The organism is Williamsia sp. z71 (assembly GCF_059553375.1).
In genome coordinates this window covers 265,866-280,356 of the sequence record NZ_JCANWX010000006.1, presented here as the reverse complement: position 1 = coordinate 280,356, position 14,491 = coordinate 265,866, and the positions used below count along the sequence as shown (strand labels likewise).

The following is a 14,491-nucleotide window of genomic DNA, read 5'->3' as shown; positions in this document are numbered from 1 at the left end:
CGCTAGTCGGTCTGGTCAGGATCATCGATCTCCGGTTCGGCTTCGGGTTCTGGCGCGGATTCGCCGTTGTCGTGATCGCGGGAGAGTTTTTGTCGGTGTTGTGCGAGTGAGTCCTGGCGGTCGGCGAGCACTTTTTGCCAGGCTGCTGCGAGGGTTTCGTTGACGTGTTGAGCCCGGTTGACCCGCGGTTTTCGTTCCGGATCCACCGACGCCGGCGGTATCCAGCCGACCCGACCCGTGTCGGGACCTTCGGTGATCATGATCGTCTGCCACTGATGCGGTCCATCACCGATGAGTTTGTGGTGCGGCGGGCACGCTGATCCCATCATGTCGATGTCGGTCAGGCCCCCGTTGATCCAGGCAAGTAGGTGATGGGCCTCGACCCAGGTCGCCGGATCGGTACAGCCAGGATGCGAACAACCTCGATCCCGGACGAACAACGCAAGCCGTTGCCCCTTCTGCGCAGTGCGTTTGGTCCGGCCGAGATACAACACCTCAGCACTGTGGTCGGCGAACACGGCCAGATATTTGTCTGACCGGGCGGCGAGATCAAGGGCCTCTTTGACCGGGATATCGACTCCCGACGCCGTTCTGGCGATCCCCGCGCACTCGTCAAGCTGCTCTTTGGTCATCGTGATGACCAACTGGGCCGGCAAACCCCGATGCGACTTGCCCAGCAGGTTGCACTCCAGAATGGTTTTCAGGATCGCTTTGAACGCGTCGTGACATTGTTGGCCTTTCGAGCGGGTATCCCGCTCGGCCGCAGCCTTGATCAGCTCTTTGTCTTGCTTCGGATCATCGGACGCACCGGTCGGCGAGTTCGGGTCGGCTGGATTGTTCATCCCCGGCGCCGCCCACACATCCATCACTGTCCTCAACAGGGCCAGGGTTTCGGGATCGAGGGTGCCGGTGATCTTGGCCATCAGATCCACCCCCTGATCCCCGATACCCATCGACCGTTTACGGGCCCGATCCGAATCATCAGTCAACCGACCATCGGGGTCGACCCGAGCCAACACCGCGCGACCGGCCGCGATCAACTGGGTGGGATCCTGGTCGACGGCCTCTTCGGTCATCCAGTGATCGACCACGTCATAGACTGCCGGGTCCGAGGCCGACGGGATCTGTTTGCGCACATCCAACATCACATCCATATGCGCCGCCCCGATCAAACCTTTCGACCACGCCTGCTCGGCGGCAGGGCATTTCGGCGCCAACACCTCACCCTGCATCGTGTGGAATCGGCCGACCGCCTCCAGGGCTCGGATCCGGGACATGGTTTGCCCTTTGGTCAGCCGCAACTCGCTACGGGTGAAACCGAACAGTGACGAATACCCGGCTTCGGTAAACGATGACCGATCCGAGACCCGCAACAGGTGACGCAACCCGGTGAACTCGACCTTACGGGCGATCCGTTCATGCACCCGCACAAGCTCATTGACTTCCGCGCCAGACATATCGGAATCAGCGCAGTCCGCGATATCGGCAACGAGCAACTCCAACTCGAGGTACTTGCGCACCAGTACCGGAACCGGCGAGGAATCAACCGAAGAGTCAACAGGTGGATCGTCAGTCATCATGCCCCCCAGCACATCTGATCAAAACGCTTACGATCAGTCTACCTGGCTTGGCTCCGGTTGTCGAATGTTTGTTCGACCAATTTGGGTCCTGGCCGGACCAACCCGGCCGCGAGACAAAGCGTTTGCGTGGGCCAGATGTGATCGGCGCCAGGCGGTTTGCTGGTGCTCGATGATTACGGCCGGCCGACGGGTTCGGGCGGTACGGACTTGACCTCGGCGGCATCGTCGGTCGCAGCGACGGCCTCGGCGTGTGCCCGCGGTCTGGCTTGGCGGGCCCGGAGATCGAGGTGGTAGGAGATGATCGCCAAAGTGAAAAGACCGACGCCCAGGTTGGCCAAAGCGCCGAAACCGTCGGTTGCGAAGTCAACCAGTGCGTTGAGCATCGTGAACGTGAGTGCGGCATAGCGCAGGAGTTGCAGTGGCCATGGTTTGTCCGTCCGCTTCCGGGCCATCATCGCCGGCACCGAAAAGGCCAGCGTGACACCGGCGCTGACCATCAGGATGACCGTGGCGATGTTCCGTCCGCCGAAGTCCAGTTCGACGTGGTTGCTTTCGTAATACGTGTTTCCCAGCGTCACGCCGACGGTGGAGAATGCAAAGGCGACCGTCGCCGAAAAGATCATCAGCCAGGACACGATCGGGAGCCACCGCGGATGCCGGAAGAAGTTCGGCACCAGGCGAGGTGCCCACTGCTGTAACGCATACAGACGGGCAGACGCGATGGGAGCGACGATCAAGAGTTCCCGAATACTTCGCGCGGACACCGGGTCGGCCCCGAGTTCTTCGGCCTGCTCGACCATTCGTAACGCGAGTTCCCTACGGTGCGCCTGGAGTCCCCGGGCGACTCCGTCGGCCGCGATGGCGGCCGCGGACGCGAGATTTTCGTTGGCGGTGAGCGGCCTGATCTCCCTCATCATTCGACCGATGATGATGACGACCACCACCAAGACATACATGATTTCGGCGGAGGGCCCGTAGAAGTAGTCGTTGTCCTTCGTGACGAACTTGCCCACCTCGTCCAGGAAGAGCCCGAATCCGATCCCGCCGAACAGGACCGTGAGTACGCGCGCACCATAGCCGAGGAACCACCAATTCACCAGTAGTGCAAGCATCATCAGCGCGCCACCGTAAAGCGCGTGGGCGATGTGCAGGGTGCCGCCGCCGACCTGCGGGTAGTCGGTCAACCAGAGATATGCCCGGGTGACCAGGATCGTGGCGATGGCGATGATCATGAACGCTTCGGCGGAGGACGTTCCCACCGCGTTGCGGGTGAACAATCCGAGTCGAGGTGCCTGGCGAGTAGAAGGTGGCACTGCATTCCTCGGCTCTGTGAAAAGTGAACGCGGACAATGTACGTCGGATTATACGGCGCCGCTGGTCTGATATGGCCTATTGGTCGGGACGTGAGAGGGCTTTTGTTCGATTTCCTTCTAGGCCGGGTGAGCTGGGGTGATAGCGCCTATTCTTTGCAGATGATGAAAACTGTCCGTTCGGTGACAACGGTTGTGGCCCTCGCGTGTGCAGCGCTGATGGTTCCGGCCACTGCGGCGAATGCAACTCCTGGCGAGGGGATTTCCGCGGTGACCCTCGCCGATATCGAAATTCCTGCCGATCTCTTGCCCTTCATTCCGGATGGTTTGCATGCGGTGGCCAAGCAGATCACCATCGCCCCTGGCGGAACCACCGGGTGGCACTACCACGACGGCCCTGTTGTGGGAATCGTGCAGGCCGGCACACTGACTCACCCCGGGCCGGACTGTAAACCGGTTATCTACAAAACCGGGCAATTCATCAACGAGCCCGCCGGAGACGACAACGTCCATCAAGGACAAAATCTTGGCAAGGTGCCGGTCATTCTCGATGTCGTCTACCTCGAACCGCTGGGCGCTCCACTGTTTGAAGATGCTCCTGCACCGCCTTGTGCCGCCAAATAGTCCCTGCCAATTCCGCCGACCGTGCCAATAACACCGCCGAGCGTGCCCAACTAACCATCGAACGGGCCGAAATAAAATTAAGCGGAAACAAGCTTTCGGCGCTTGGGACGCCTGACTGCATTATCGGCACGCTCGGCGGTGATTAGGGCCCGCTCGGCGGTGTTTTGCGCCCGTTCGACGGCGGGGGCTCTAGCATCGGTTGGGTGGAGATCGCAGGGAAAGTTGCCGTTGTCACCGGAGGTGGCGCCGGGATCGGTGCGGCCCTGGCCAAAGCGCTGGCCGCAGCCGGGGTGAGTGTGCTGGTCGCCGACCTCAACGCGCCGGCCGCCGACGCCGTGGCGGAGCAGATCATCGCGACACACCCCGGCCGGGCGATCGCGATGGGTGGTGATGTCTCCGATCCCGAGGTTCTCGAAGCGATGATCGACCACGCCGCTGCTGAGCTCGGACCGGTGGAGATCTTTTTCGCCAACGCCGGGACCACCGCCGGGATGGGCCTGGACACCTCCGATGCCCTGTGGGAGGTGGCAGTGGACGTGAATGTCATGGCGCACGTGCGGGCCGCCCGGATCCTGGTGCCGCGGTGGCTCGAGAGCGGTGGCGGGTACTTCGTGTCCACGGCGTCGGCGGCAGGATTGCTGACCCAGATCGGGTCGGCGACATACTCGGTGACCAAGCATGCGGCGGTCGGGTTCGCCGAATGGTTGTCGGTGACTTACGGCGACCGGGGGATCGCGGTGAGTTGTCTGTGCCCGATGGGAGTGGAGACCGCTCTGTTGCGAGAGGGCTTCGAGACAGATGCGCCGGGTGCTTCGGTTGCGGCGCGAGCCGTGACCGAATCGGGGGCGGTGCTGCGCCCGGCGGACGTGGCCGATCAGGTGCTGGCGGCGATGGAAGATGAGAGATTCTTGATTCTGCCGCATCCCGAGGTTCTGGACTTCTACCGTAACAAGGGTTCCGACTACGACCGGTGGATTGCAGGCATGCGGCGCTTCCAACGGCACCTGGCCTCCGAGGGGGACTGACCGAATCGCCCGACGACAACGAATGTAGGTATGTGGCAATGGATTTTGGCTACACCGACCGCTGCGCCGACTATCGTGGGCGCCTGCTGGCCTTCATGGACGAACACATTTACCCGGCAGAGGAGATCTATGCCCGGCAGATGCGTGAATCCGGTGACCCGCATTTCGATCCACCGATCATCGAAGAACTCAAAACCGAGGCCAAAACGCGTGGACTGTGGAACCTCTTTCACCCCGACCCACGCTACGGACCGGGTCTGAGCAACGCCGAGTACGCACCACTGGCCGAGATCATGGGCCGTAGCGCAGTGCTGGCGCCCGAGGCCTGTAACTGCTCGGCGCCCGATACCGGCAACATGGAAGTGCTCAGCCTGTTCGGTTCCGACGAGCACAAAGAGAAATGGCTCGCCCCGTTGCTGGACGGGACGATTCGCTCCGCGTTTGCGATGACCGAACCCGGTGTCGCCAGTTCCGATGCCACCAACATCCAGATGAGCATGCAGCAAGACGGCGACCACTGGATCCTCAACGGCCGCAAATGGTGGACGTCGAACGCCTTGCACCCCAATTGCAAGGTTTTGATCGTGATGGGCAAGACCGATCCCTACGCCGCCGTCCATGCGCAGCAGTCGATGATGGTGGTCCCGATCGACGCGCCGGGGGTCACGGTCCTGCGCAATCTCCCGGTTTTCGGCTATCAGGACCGAGAAGGTCATGCCGAGGTGCTCTTCGAGAATGTCCGGGTCCCCGACAAAGACGTGCTGGCGGGGGCCGGGGCCGGGTTCATGATCGGGCAGGCGCGGCTCGGACCAGGCCGTATCCATCACTGCATGCGCGCCATCGGGATGGCCGAACGCGCTCTGGAACTCATGTGCGCCCGGGCGTCGCTGCGCATTGCGTTCGGGAAACCGCTTGCTGCGCAATCGAATATCCAGGATTGGATTGCCGAGGCCAGGATCGAGATCGAGATGGCGCGTCTGCTCACACTGAAGGCGGCGTGGCTGATGGACACCGTCGGCAACAAGGCGGCGCGCACTGAGATCGCCGCGATCAAGGTGGCCGCACCGAACATGGCTCTCAAGATTGTCGACCGCGCGATCCAGGTGCACGGGGGCGGCGGGGTCTCCGACGACTTCCCGCTGGCCAGCATGTACGCCCACCTGCGGGCGCTGCGCTTGGCGGACGGCCCCGACGAGGTGCACAAGCGGACGATCGCGCGCCAGGAACTCGCCCAGTACCGAAAAATCGGAGCGGAGTCATGAGTGATGTGGTCGGAATCGACGCCGATGCGGTGTCGAAGTGGATCGACGGCCTCGATATCGGCGCCGTCGGGGCGATCACATTCGACCGAGTCGGCAACGGCCAGTCGAATCTGACCTTTCGGGTGCAGGACTCCGCTGGTTCGCGGTGGATCCTGCGTCGGCCGCCGCTGGGCACGCTGCTCGCCTCGGCCCACGACGTACTGCGTGAGCACCGGATCATGTCGGCGCTGCACGACACCGCCGTTCCGGTGCCGGAGATGATCGCCTCGACCGCCGACCCCGCGATCACCGAGGCGCCGTTGGTGCTGATGAGTTTCATCGACGGGGCCGTCATCGACAATCCGGCTGTGGCAGAAGAACTGTCCCTGGACCACCGTCGGCAGATCGGTCTCGACCTGCCCCGTGCACTGGGCACGATCCACGCGGTGGACCTCGACGCCACCGGACTGTCCGATCTGGCCAGTCACAAGCCCTACGCGGGCCGTTTGCTGAAGCGCTGGAGCGCACAGTGGGACCACTCGAAGACCAGGGAGGTCGCCGAGATAGCCGACGTGGCCAAAGCTTTGGCGGATCACGCGCCCGAACAGGGGGAGTTGACGCTGGTCCACGGCGATTACCATCTGAGCAACGTCATCACGTCACCGGCAGCCGGCCGCGTGGTCGGGATCGTCGACTGGGAATTGTGCACACTCGGTGAACCGCTGGCCGACCTCGGCAACTTGCTCGCCTTCTGGCCCGAATCCGGTGACCGCGTGACCGGGCCGTCCAGGGTGTCGACCACCCCCGGCTTTCCCACCCGCGCCGAACTGGTCAGTGCGTATGCCGAAGCAACAGGGCGGGATGTCGCCGAGATCGGGTACTGGCACACGATGGCGCTCTGGCGGCTGACGATCATTGCAGAAGGCATCCTGCGGCGGCTGTTGAACGATCCCCGCAACGCCTCCCGTGACGGCGGGCCGACACAGCAGCTGGTCGACGATCTTGTCGAGCTCACCGTGCAGGTGGGCGAAGAGGCGTCGATCCTCTGAATGACACCGGCCGCACCACGGAGAGCCTCACACCGGACGCGGGATCCGGGACATCTGTCCCTGGCCGATCCAGTCCGGTACCTCGTTGCGGATGTTCCGGGCGGCGGTGATCTCGACATCGCCGGATCTCAGGGCGGAGTTCCACGAACGATCACCACGCCAGATCGCGGTGAGATCCCGCAGGGTTGCCTCGACGGTGGCGTCGATGTCGAATCCGGGGTCGTAATCGCAGACATCGACGCCGCCCCCGGAGACCACCAACCACCATCGTGAGGCCTTGGCCGGGACGTCTGCCAGGCGAAACGCGACGACGGTACGGGAGCGCGGCCACTGGTCGACTGGGACGGTACGGCGCATGTCCCACAGCAGCAGGTGGGGATCGAGGTCGGCCTCACCGAGTTCCCCAATCCAGCGCATACCCCACGAATTGAGTGCCTCGACCACCGTGGACAATTCTTTGCCGCTCGGGGTGAGCGTGTATTCGGTTCTGCCGCTGTCGATCTCGCGGTTGATGACCCCCGCGCGCTCGAGTGTTCGCAGTCGCTTGGACAGCAGGGCGGGGGACATCTTGGGGACACCACGACGCAACTCGTTGAAATGATTGCTGCCGGCGAGTAGTTCACGCACCACCAGCAGGGTCCATCGCTCGTCGAGAACCTCCATGGCCTTGGCGACGGGGCAGAACTGACCGTATCCAGACATCGGGACTCCTTGCGTTGTCCCTGCCAGTACACACCCAGTCCGTTCGGCGCACCAGTACAGATTCAGAAGCTGCTGCGGTACAGATCTGGAACTGGAACCCGCCGGGGCCACGTCGCAGGATCGAAGGCGTCAGGAACATCCGCGTTCATTGCGCATACGAAGGAGTTTGGCGATGGCCACACCAACAACAACCCCCGACCCGATCAAGATCAAGCACCGAGCATTGTGGGCGTCCGGTGACTATCCCGCCGTCGCCACGCAGGTGATCGCGAATCTCGGTCCGACGTTGGTCGACGCGGTGGGGATCGGCGAAAATGATCGGGTTCTGGACGTCGCCGCGGGTTCGGGTAACGCCGCCATCCCGGCCGCCGAAATCGGAGCGGTGGTCATCGCGAGTGATCTGACCCCTGAATTGTTCACGGCCGGAAAGCAACTGGCCGCCGAAAGGCAGGTCGAACTCACCTGGCGGGAAGCTGACGCCGAAGCACTTCCATTCGACGACAACACATTCGACGCGGTCATTTCCTGTGTGGGTGCGATGTTCGCGCCACACCACCGGGAGACCGCCGACGAGATCATCCGCGTCTGCCGCCCATTCGGCCGGATCGGATTGATCAACTGGACGCCACGGGGGTTCGTCGGTCAGATGTTCGCGACGATGAAGCCCTACGCGCCGCCACCGCCGCCCGGCGCGCAGCCGCCACCGTTGTGGGGCGACGAGGACCATGTGCGAACACTCTTCGGGGACCGCGTCACCGAGCTCGCGGTGGTCAAGCAGACGCTGAAGGTGGACCGGTTCGAGACACCGGAAGAGTTCCGGGAGTTCTTCAAGGCGACCTACGGTCCGACGATTGCGGTGTACCGGGCCAACGCCGACAATCCGGACGCCATCGCGGCGCTGGACACCGGCCTGGCCGACCTCGCCCGCAAGGCGCTCGCCGACGACGGGGTGATGGAATGGGAGTATCTGCTCGTCACCGCGGTCGTGAGGTGACCGCACCGGCCAACAGTAATTCGACCATTGCGGTTGCCTGTTTTGGTGCGGGTGGTTCACCCGTGATCATGTCGCTCCAGATGAAGGATTCTCCGACGCGCACGATCGCATAGGCAAGAGCCGTGATGTCGACGTGGGATCCGATATCGGGAATCGTTCCAAGCCGCACCGCATTCCATTCGATGAGCCGGCCCTGGACAACGCTGTACCGGGTGCTGAGCACCCGGAGCGCATATTCGGGATCATCGGAGACAAACCGCGAGAGTGGGCGGTAACCGCGCACGGCCGTGGCCATCTCGCCGAAATTGTGCACAAATCGTTCGACTGTCGAGGGGTAACCCTCACGGTCCTCCACGCGACGTAATGCCTCGCCAACGATGCGCCACACGACCTCGCCGATGATGACCTCACGGCCCGAATACCAGCGATAAATTGTCGCGCGGCCGATACCGAGTTCGCGAGACAGCTGTTGGACATCCACTCGGCGTCCATCGCGAAACCAGCTGTGGGCGAGATCGATGACGTCGTCGCGGGTCGCGCGTTGCGATGTTGCACCATGACCGTTGACGGCTCCCTGAGACATAAGTAGATTTTGTCTCCAGCGGCGTCGGTGGTCAATCGAGTCGTGGATACGCGGGGAGCGCAGATGGATTTGGATTGGTCAGAGGCCGACGCAGCCTTCCGGGATGAGGTTGTCGCCTTTCTCGATGAGAAGCTCACGCCCGACCTGCGTGAGGCAGGCCGCCTCATGACGAGCGTCTACTCCGAGCACGAGGCGAGCATGGAGTGGCAACGCATCCTGTACGAGCGTGGCTGGGCGGCGCCGGCCTGGGCGGTCGAACACGGGGGTTGCGACTGGAGTCTGACCCAGCACTACATCTTCAGCCGCGAATCCGTGCTGGCGGGTGCGCCGTCGTTGTCGCCCATGGGTATTCGGATGGTGTCCCATGCCATCGCCGCGTTCGGCACGCAGGAACAGAAAGACTTTTTCCTGCCGGGCATCCTGACGGGCGAGGTGTTCTTCTGCCAAGGGTATTCCGAACCGGAGGCGGGTTCGGATCTGGCGTCGCTGACGATGGCTGCCGTCGACGAGGGTGACGACCTGGTCTGTACGGGAAGCAAGATCTGGACAACCCATGCAGCCGAGGCGAATTGGATGTTCTGCCTGGTCCGGACCTCCAAGCATGAGAAGAAACAGCAGGGCATCACCTTTCTTCTGATCGACATGACATCGCCGGGCATCGAGATCAGGCCGTTGGTGATGACCTCGGGTGAACAGGTGCAGAACCAGGTCTTCTTCGACGGCGTGCGGGTGCCGAAGTCGAATGTCATCGGCAAGATCGACGACGGCTGGACCGTCGCGAAATACCTGCTCGTCTTCGAGCGCGGTGGCGCCGCAGCAGCTCCCGCGCTGCAGGTCATGGCGGAATCAGCAGCCAAGGCGGCAGCGGATGTGCCCGGTCCGGATGGTCGTCCGCTCATCGAGGATCCGGCGTTCTCCGCCAAGCTCGCCGAGGCCGAGATACGGACGAAGGTCCTCGAAATACTGGAGTACCGGACGTTGTCGGCGATGGCGTCGGGTGAGGATCCGGGGCCGGCATCGTCGATGCTGAAGGTTCTCGCGACCGAACTCAGCCAGAAGCTCACCGAGATCACCCTCGAGGCCGCCGGCCCGCGCGGGCGGGTGTATCAGCCGCACGCTGCCCGACCGGGCGGCCCGATCGCGGAGTTCTCCGAACCTGTGGGCGGATATGTCAGCGGTGAGCAGTGGCAGGCGGTGGCGCCTCTGCGGTACTTCAACGACCGAGCCGGTTCGATCTACGCCGGTAGCAACGAAATTCAGCGGAACATTCTCGCCAAAGCAGCATTGGGGCTCTGATGGACTTCAGCCTGACAAAAGAGCAAGAACTCCTTCGTGACGGACTCACCAAGTTCCTGAGCACGCGATACGACCTTCAGAGCAGTCGGGCCGCGGCCAAGATCGGCGCGGGCCGGCAACCGTCGATCTGGGCCGGTTTCGCCGACGAGCTCGGCATCCTCGGCGCCACCTTGCCCGAGGAAGACGGTGGACTCGGCGGCGGTCCCGTAGAGCTCATGATCGTCACCGAGGCTCTCGGATACGCGTTGGTCGTCGAACCGTTTGTCGACACGGTGGTGATCGGGTCCGGGCTGCTCCGGCGGGCCGGCGGTGATCGAGCAGCGAAGATCGTCCAGGACATTGTTGCCGGCACGGCGATCACGGCGTTTGCCGCCACCGAGCCGACGTCGGGCCACACCTACCGCGATGTGACCACCACGGCACGTCGCGACGGTGATGGCTGGGTGATCAACGGGGCCAAGACGGTGGTCACCAGCGCCCCGCTGGCGAACCATCTCCTGGTCACTGCGCGCACCTCCGGATCGCAGCGTGACACCGACGGCATCTCGCTGTTCGTGGTCGACATCGATCCGCACGAGTTGCCCGCCGGCGTCGAGAGCCACGCCTACCGCACGATCGACGATCGCCAGGCCGCCGACCTGACGTTCACCGACCTGCGACTACCCGCCGATGCACTGTTGGGCCCTGAAGGCGGTGCCTGGCCATCGATCGACAAGGCAGTCGACGAGGCCACCGCTGCGGTTGCGTCCGAGGCCGTGGGCCTGATGCGAAAGGTATTGGCGGACACCGTCGAATACGCGAAGCAACGTCGGCAGTTCGGGCAGCCGATCGGCGGTTTCCAGGCGCTGCAGCACCGGATGGTCGACATGTACATGGAGGTCGAGCAGTCCATCGCCGCGGTCTATCTCGCCGTGCTCAATCTCGAGGCCGACCCGGTGGAGCGGTCGCTGGCGGTTTCGGCAGCCAAGGCGACCATCGGACGGTCGGCGCGGTTCATCGGCCAGAATGCGGTGCAGTTGCACGGCGGAATGGGGATGACCGAGGAACTGGCGATCGGACACTACTTCAAGCGTCTCACCGCGATCGAGTACGAGTTCGGTCCGGCCGACCAGCACATCGCCCGATACGCGGCGCTCTCGGCCCGCTGAGCAGGACGTCCGCGTAGGTCAGGGGGCGAGATCGTCGATCTGGTGGGCGAGCAGGGTGTCCTTGCCGGTGATCCCGCCCTCTGAATGCGTGCTCAGGGTGAATGTGACGTTGCGCCAACGGATATCGATGTCCGGATGGTGGTCGGCTGCTTCGGCCGCCTCGGCAACGTGGTTGACGAACGAGATCGCTGCCGGAAAACTCGGGCATTCGACAGTGCGGGTCAATGAATCGCCGGTACGCGACCAGAACGTCAGGTCGGCGAGGGCCTTGGTGATGTCGGATTCGCTCAGTAGACCAGCCATGACCTGATGCTGCCAGGCCACCCGGTACGGGGCAACACCAATGTCGACGTCCTCGATATCACGACTACGGTGCCGACGTGGTACCGCTACCGGGTGATTCGCTTCGACACCGGATCGGGCGAACCGGTCTTCGATCTGGTGGAAGAGTTGAACACGATAGGCATGAGTTTCATGCGCGGGCGTGGCTAGTGTGTTGTATGACTGTTGAACAGACGCAAACCGAACGTATCGAAGCCGAGCGCCTGATCCGCGCGTCCGCAGCCGACATCTTTGCCGTCCTCACCGATCCGCAGGGACATGTGGCGATCGACGCGTCGGGGATGTTGATGGACGCAACCGGTGACCGCGTGAAAGCTGCCGGCGACAAGTTTGTGGTCCACATGGATCGGGAGGCGCTGGGTGACTTCCCTTTGGGGGAGTACGACGTAACGGTCACCATCAAGACCCTGGAACCCGATGTCGAGGTCTCCTGGACGATTCTCGGTCGTCTGCGACCGCAGATCGGGCACGTCTACGGCTATCGTCTGGAGCCGGCCGCTGATGGGGCGACGAAGGTGACCTCGTTCTATGACTGGTCCGACATCCATCCGGAGTGGCGTGAGAAGAACATCTTCCCGGTCATCCACACCAGCTCATTGGCGAGCACGCTCGGTATTCTCGACCGGACGGTACGTCGGGGCTACCCGCATCAGACGGCTCGCACATAGGACTTCCTCTGAACCGAGGGCTATTGAACCGGGGTCTATAGGGGTGGTGTGCCGGGGATTCGGTCCCATTGATTGAGGCGGCCGCTTGCTCGACCACTTCGCGTTCGCGGCGGAATTTGATCCCCGTTCCTCGTCGATCAGTCGGGCCATGTTGTTGCCCTATGGCCTGCCTACGAGGTTGTCGGCCGGACCGTGGGGGGACTCCTGCCATCTCGAATCCGCAGTAAGCTAGGCTAACCTTACAAAGGTTATGCAAGCCTTACCAAAGGATTCAGATGTATTCCCCGACTTCTTCGATGCGGCGCCGCGGCGCCTTGTCGGCACTTCTCGCTTCCGCGCTTGTTGTGGCGGCCTGTGGTTCTGACGACGACTCCGCGGGCGGCACCCTGACGGGTCCGGCGACGGCAGAGAGTTTGACAATCGCGGTCGACAAAGACTCCGGTCCGGCCAATATTTTTGCCGGACAAACAGATCAGATGACCGAGCTGATCTATGACAAGTTGCTCTCGCCGTCCCCGTACGTGGACGATCCCCAGCCATGGCTGGCCACCTCGGTCGATCAGGTGGACGCGACCACCTGGGAAGTCGCGCTGCGTGACGATGTCAACTGGCACGACGGTGTGCCGTTCACGGCATCAGACGTGGTCTTCAGCTTCCACTACATGCATCAGGCGCCCACCGGTCGCTTCACCCACCACGTCAACGACACCCCCTCGATCTCGACGGTGGAGACCACCGAGGACGGGGGAGTCCGATTCGTCTGCGACTACGCATGTCCCGAACTGGGTACGGTGACGCTCGCCGATCTGCCGGTCCTCCCGGAACACGTGTGGTCTTCGGTCGATCCGGCAAAGGCCAAGGAGTACACCGGACTTCCGGTGGGCACCGGTCCGTACAAGCTGGTCGACCACAGTCCGACCTCCGGATACCGGTTCGAGGCCAACGCCGACTACTTCGCCGGCACTCCGACCGTCGATGAGCTGATCATGCCGGTCATCACCGATTCATCGGCGACGTTCACCGCACTGCGGTCGGGACAGATCGATGCCACCACGAGGTCGCTGACACCCGAGCTCATCGACGAGTTCGGCAATTCGTCGGAGATCTCGGTCATCAAGACCTCCCCGCTGCGATACCCCGAACTCAAGCTCAACTTCCTCGAAAAGCCTTTCAGTGAGCCAAAATTCCGCACCGCGCTGAACATGGCCACCGATCGCGATCAGCTGCTCGAGATCGTGGGACTGGGGCAGGGCCGCCCCGCCACGCAGGGCTACGTCCACCCGGACGCACCGTATTCCAATCCCACCGAGGCGAAATACGACGTCGCGGGTGCGAACGCGATCCTCGACGAACTCGGATACGCGGACAAGAACGGTGACGGAATCCGGGAGAACGAGACCGGGGAGAACCTGACGTACACGATTCACGTCGACGGCGGTCTGGCGCCTGATGTGCGGGCGGCAGAACTGCTGACCGAGGACTTCGGCAAGGTCGGTCTCGACGTCTCGGTGGCCGCGGTCGACACCGGGTCGCTCTCGGACATCTCATCGGACAAGAGCTACGACATGTACATCACGACGAACTCGCCGCACGCGGTCGGCGACTCGACGCAGTTCATCATGTCCCATCGCTCGGGCAACCTCTGGAAGGCGCCGTCGATCCCGTATCCCGAGTTCGATGCGCTGTACGAGAAGTGGAAGGTGACCGAGACCAACGAGGCACGTCTGGCGGTCCTCGACGAAATCCAGGACCTCTACAACGCACAGCCCACCACCATCGGGCTGTACTACCCGGACGAGAACTTCGGCGTCCGTTCGGACAGCTTCGGGGGGTGGGTCGAGACCCCCGGCTACGGCATCGTGCACAAGTGGTCATTCCTGCCTCGAGAGGTCAGTGAGACCGCCAACGCCATCGCGCCGGTTCGCTGAC

At 63.0% G+C, this 14,491-nt stretch carries 15 protein-coding genes; 10 read left to right on the top strand and 5 right to left on the bottom strand.

The genetic code is table 11. The annotated features are described in order from the left end of the window. Window positions 1-2: 2 nt before the first annotated feature. Together AC51GR_RS16500 and AC51GR_RS16495 are read right to left on the bottom strand one after the other, a co-directional pair. Window positions 3-1,580: an HNH endonuclease signature motif containing protein gene (locus AC51GR_RS16500; RefSeq protein ID WP_496325710.1), complete on the bottom strand. Its 1,578-nt coding sequence runs from the start codon at window positions 1,578-1,580 to the stop codon at window positions 3-5. Window positions 1,581-1,753: 173 nt separating this feature from the next. Further along, complete coding sequence (locus AC51GR_RS16495) at window positions 1,754-2,812, bottom strand: hypothetical protein (RefSeq protein WP_496325888.1); 1,059 nt, start codon at window positions 2,810-2,812, stop codon at window positions 1,754-1,756. 240 nt (window positions 2,813-3,052) lie between these two features. On the opposite strand from AC51GR_RS16495, the gene AC51GR_RS16490 reads away from it, so the two are divergent. The 4 genes from AC51GR_RS16490 to AC51GR_RS16475 all read left to right on the top strand — a co-directional run bounded on the left by AC51GR_RS16490 (window position 3,053) and on the right by AC51GR_RS16475 (window position 6,829). After that, window positions 3,053-3,514, top strand: a complete 462-nt coding sequence (locus tag AC51GR_RS16490) for a cupin domain-containing protein (RefSeq protein WP_496325709.1) — start codon at window positions 3,053-3,055, stop codon at window positions 3,512-3,514. 203 nt (window positions 3,515-3,717) lie between these two features. Next, complete coding sequence (locus tag AC51GR_RS16485) at window positions 3,718-4,539, top strand: SDR family oxidoreductase (RefSeq protein ID WP_496325708.1); 822 nt, start codon at window positions 3,718-3,720, stop codon at window positions 4,537-4,539. A 38-nt stretch (window positions 4,540-4,577) separates the two neighbouring features. Next, window positions 4,578-5,801, top strand: coding sequence for an acyl-CoA dehydrogenase family protein (locus tag AC51GR_RS16480; RefSeq protein ID WP_496325707.1), 1,224 nt, complete (start codon window positions 4,578-4,580; stop codon window positions 5,799-5,801). Further along, window positions 5,798-6,829: a phosphotransferase family protein gene (locus tag AC51GR_RS16475; protein WP_496325706.1), complete on the top strand. Its 1,032-nt coding sequence runs from the start codon at window positions 5,798-5,800 to the stop codon at window positions 6,827-6,829. The genes AC51GR_RS16480 and AC51GR_RS16475 overlap by 4 nt, the downstream gene beginning before the upstream one ends. A gap of 27 nt (window positions 6,830-6,856) precedes the next feature. Here the strand turns inward: AC51GR_RS16475 and AC51GR_RS16470 are convergent, their stop codons facing one another. Next, window positions 6,857-7,531, bottom strand: a complete 675-nt coding sequence (locus AC51GR_RS16470; protein WP_496325705.1) for a winged helix-turn-helix transcriptional regulator — start codon at window positions 7,529-7,531, stop codon at window positions 6,857-6,859. Window positions 7,532-7,703: 172 nt separating this feature from the next. Here AC51GR_RS16470 and AC51GR_RS16465 point away from each other — a divergent pair, with 172 nt between their 5' ends. Continuing rightward, complete coding sequence (locus tag AC51GR_RS16465) at window positions 7,704-8,525, top strand: class I SAM-dependent methyltransferase (RefSeq protein ID WP_496325704.1); 822 nt, start codon at window positions 7,704-7,706, stop codon at window positions 8,523-8,525. Here the strand turns inward: AC51GR_RS16465 and AC51GR_RS16460 are convergent. Then, window positions 8,506-9,108 (bottom strand): QsdR family transcriptional regulator, encoded by a 603-nt coding sequence (locus AC51GR_RS16460; RefSeq protein ID WP_496325703.1) that lies wholly within the window; start codon window positions 9,106-9,108, stop codon window positions 8,506-8,508. The two genes, AC51GR_RS16465 and AC51GR_RS16460, sit on opposite strands and share 20 nt — an antisense overlap. 63 nt (window positions 9,109-9,171) lie before the next feature. Between AC51GR_RS16460 and AC51GR_RS16455 the strand changes: the two genes are divergently transcribed. Continuing rightward, window positions 9,172-10,404: an acyl-CoA dehydrogenase family protein gene (locus AC51GR_RS16455; RefSeq protein WP_496325702.1), complete on the top strand. Its 1,233-nt coding sequence runs from the start codon at window positions 9,172-9,174 to the stop codon at window positions 10,402-10,404. Beyond that, entirely contained in the window at window positions 10,404-11,552 is a 1,149-nt protein-coding gene (locus AC51GR_RS16450; RefSeq protein WP_496325701.1) for an acyl-CoA dehydrogenase family protein, read from the top strand. Before AC51GR_RS16455 ends, AC51GR_RS16450 begins: the two co-directional genes overlap by 1 nt. Window positions 11,553-11,570: 18 nt before the next feature. On the opposite strand, the gene AC51GR_RS16445 is transcribed toward AC51GR_RS16450, so the two are convergent. Next, a complete protein-coding gene (locus AC51GR_RS16445; protein ID WP_496325700.1) occupies window positions 11,571-11,855 on the bottom strand; it encodes a 4a-hydroxytetrahydrobiopterin dehydratase in 285 nt (94 codons plus the stop codon). A 6-nt stretch (window positions 11,856-11,861) separates the two neighbouring features. Between AC51GR_RS16445 and AC51GR_RS16440 the strand changes: the two genes are divergently transcribed. The 3 genes from AC51GR_RS16440 (at window position 11,862) to AC51GR_RS16430 (ending at window position 14,490) form a co-directional block, all read left to right on the top strand. Beyond that, window positions 11,862-12,044, top strand: a complete 183-nt coding sequence (locus AC51GR_RS16440; RefSeq protein ID WP_496325699.1) for a hypothetical protein — start codon at window positions 11,862-11,864, stop codon at window positions 12,042-12,044. Window positions 12,045-12,052: 8 nt separating this feature from the next. Further along, the gene (locus tag AC51GR_RS16435) at window positions 12,053-12,562 is read left to right on the top strand and encodes an SRPBCC family protein (protein WP_496325698.1); all 510 of its coding nucleotides are present in this window, start codon (window positions 12,053-12,055) and stop codon (window positions 12,560-12,562) included. 275 nt (window positions 12,563-12,837) lie between these two features. Then, window positions 12,838-14,490 (top strand): ABC transporter substrate-binding protein, encoded by a 1,653-nt coding sequence (locus tag AC51GR_RS16430; protein ID WP_496325697.1) that lies wholly within the window; start codon window positions 12,838-12,840, stop codon window positions 14,488-14,490. Window position 14,491: the final 1 nt, after the last annotated feature.

What these genes read in the sequence shown, in the direction of transcription:
- AC51GR_RS16490 (WP_496325709.1), top strand. Translation starts at nt 3,053, where the DNA reads ATGATGAAAACTGTCCGTTCGGTGACAACGGTTGTGGCCCTCGCGTGT.
- AC51GR_RS16500 (WP_496325710.1), bottom strand. Translation starts at nt 1,580, where the DNA reads ATGATGACTGACGATCCACCTGTTGACTCTTCGGTTGATTCCTCGCCG.
- AC51GR_RS16455 (WP_496325702.1), top strand. Translation starts at nt 9,172, where the DNA reads ATGGATTTGGATTGGTCAGAGGCCGACGCAGCCTTCCGGGATGAGGTT.
- AC51GR_RS16470 (WP_496325705.1), bottom strand. Translation starts at nt 7,531, where the DNA reads ATGTCTGGATACGGTCAGTTCTGCCCCGTCGCCAAGGCCATGGAGGTT.
- AC51GR_RS16465 (WP_496325704.1), top strand. Translation starts at nt 7,704, where the DNA reads ATGGCCACACCAACAACAACCCCCGACCCGATCAAGATCAAGCACCGA.
- AC51GR_RS16440 (WP_496325699.1), top strand. Translation starts at nt 11,862, where the DNA reads ATGCTGCCAGGCCACCCGGTACGGGGCAACACCAATGTCGACGTCCTC.
- AC51GR_RS16450 (WP_496325701.1), top strand. Translation starts at nt 10,404, where the DNA reads ATGGACTTCAGCCTGACAAAAGAGCAAGAACTCCTTCGTGACGGACTC.
- AC51GR_RS16435 (WP_496325698.1), top strand. Translation starts at nt 12,053, where the DNA reads ATGACTGTTGAACAGACGCAAACCGAACGTATCGAAGCCGAGCGCCTG.
- AC51GR_RS16460 (WP_496325703.1), bottom strand. Translation starts at nt 9,108, where the DNA reads ATGTCTCAGGGAGCCGTCAACGGTCATGGTGCAACATCGCAACGCGCG.
- AC51GR_RS16480 (WP_496325707.1), top strand. Translation starts at nt 4,578, where the DNA reads ATGGATTTTGGCTACACCGACCGCTGCGCCGACTATCGTGGGCGCCTG.
- AC51GR_RS16495 (WP_496325888.1), bottom strand. Translation starts at nt 2,812, where the DNA reads ATGATCATCGCCATCGCCACGATCCTGGTCACCCGGGCATATCTCTGG.
- AC51GR_RS16475 (WP_496325706.1), top strand. Translation starts at nt 5,798, where the DNA reads ATGAGTGATGTGGTCGGAATCGACGCCGATGCGGTGTCGAAGTGGATC.
- AC51GR_RS16430 (WP_496325697.1), top strand. Translation starts at nt 12,838, where the DNA reads ATGTATTCCCCGACTTCTTCGATGCGGCGCCGCGGCGCCTTGTCGGCA.
- AC51GR_RS16445 (WP_496325700.1), bottom strand. Translation starts at nt 11,855, where the DNA reads ATGGCTGGTCTACTGAGCGAATCCGACATCACCAAGGCCCTCGCCGAC.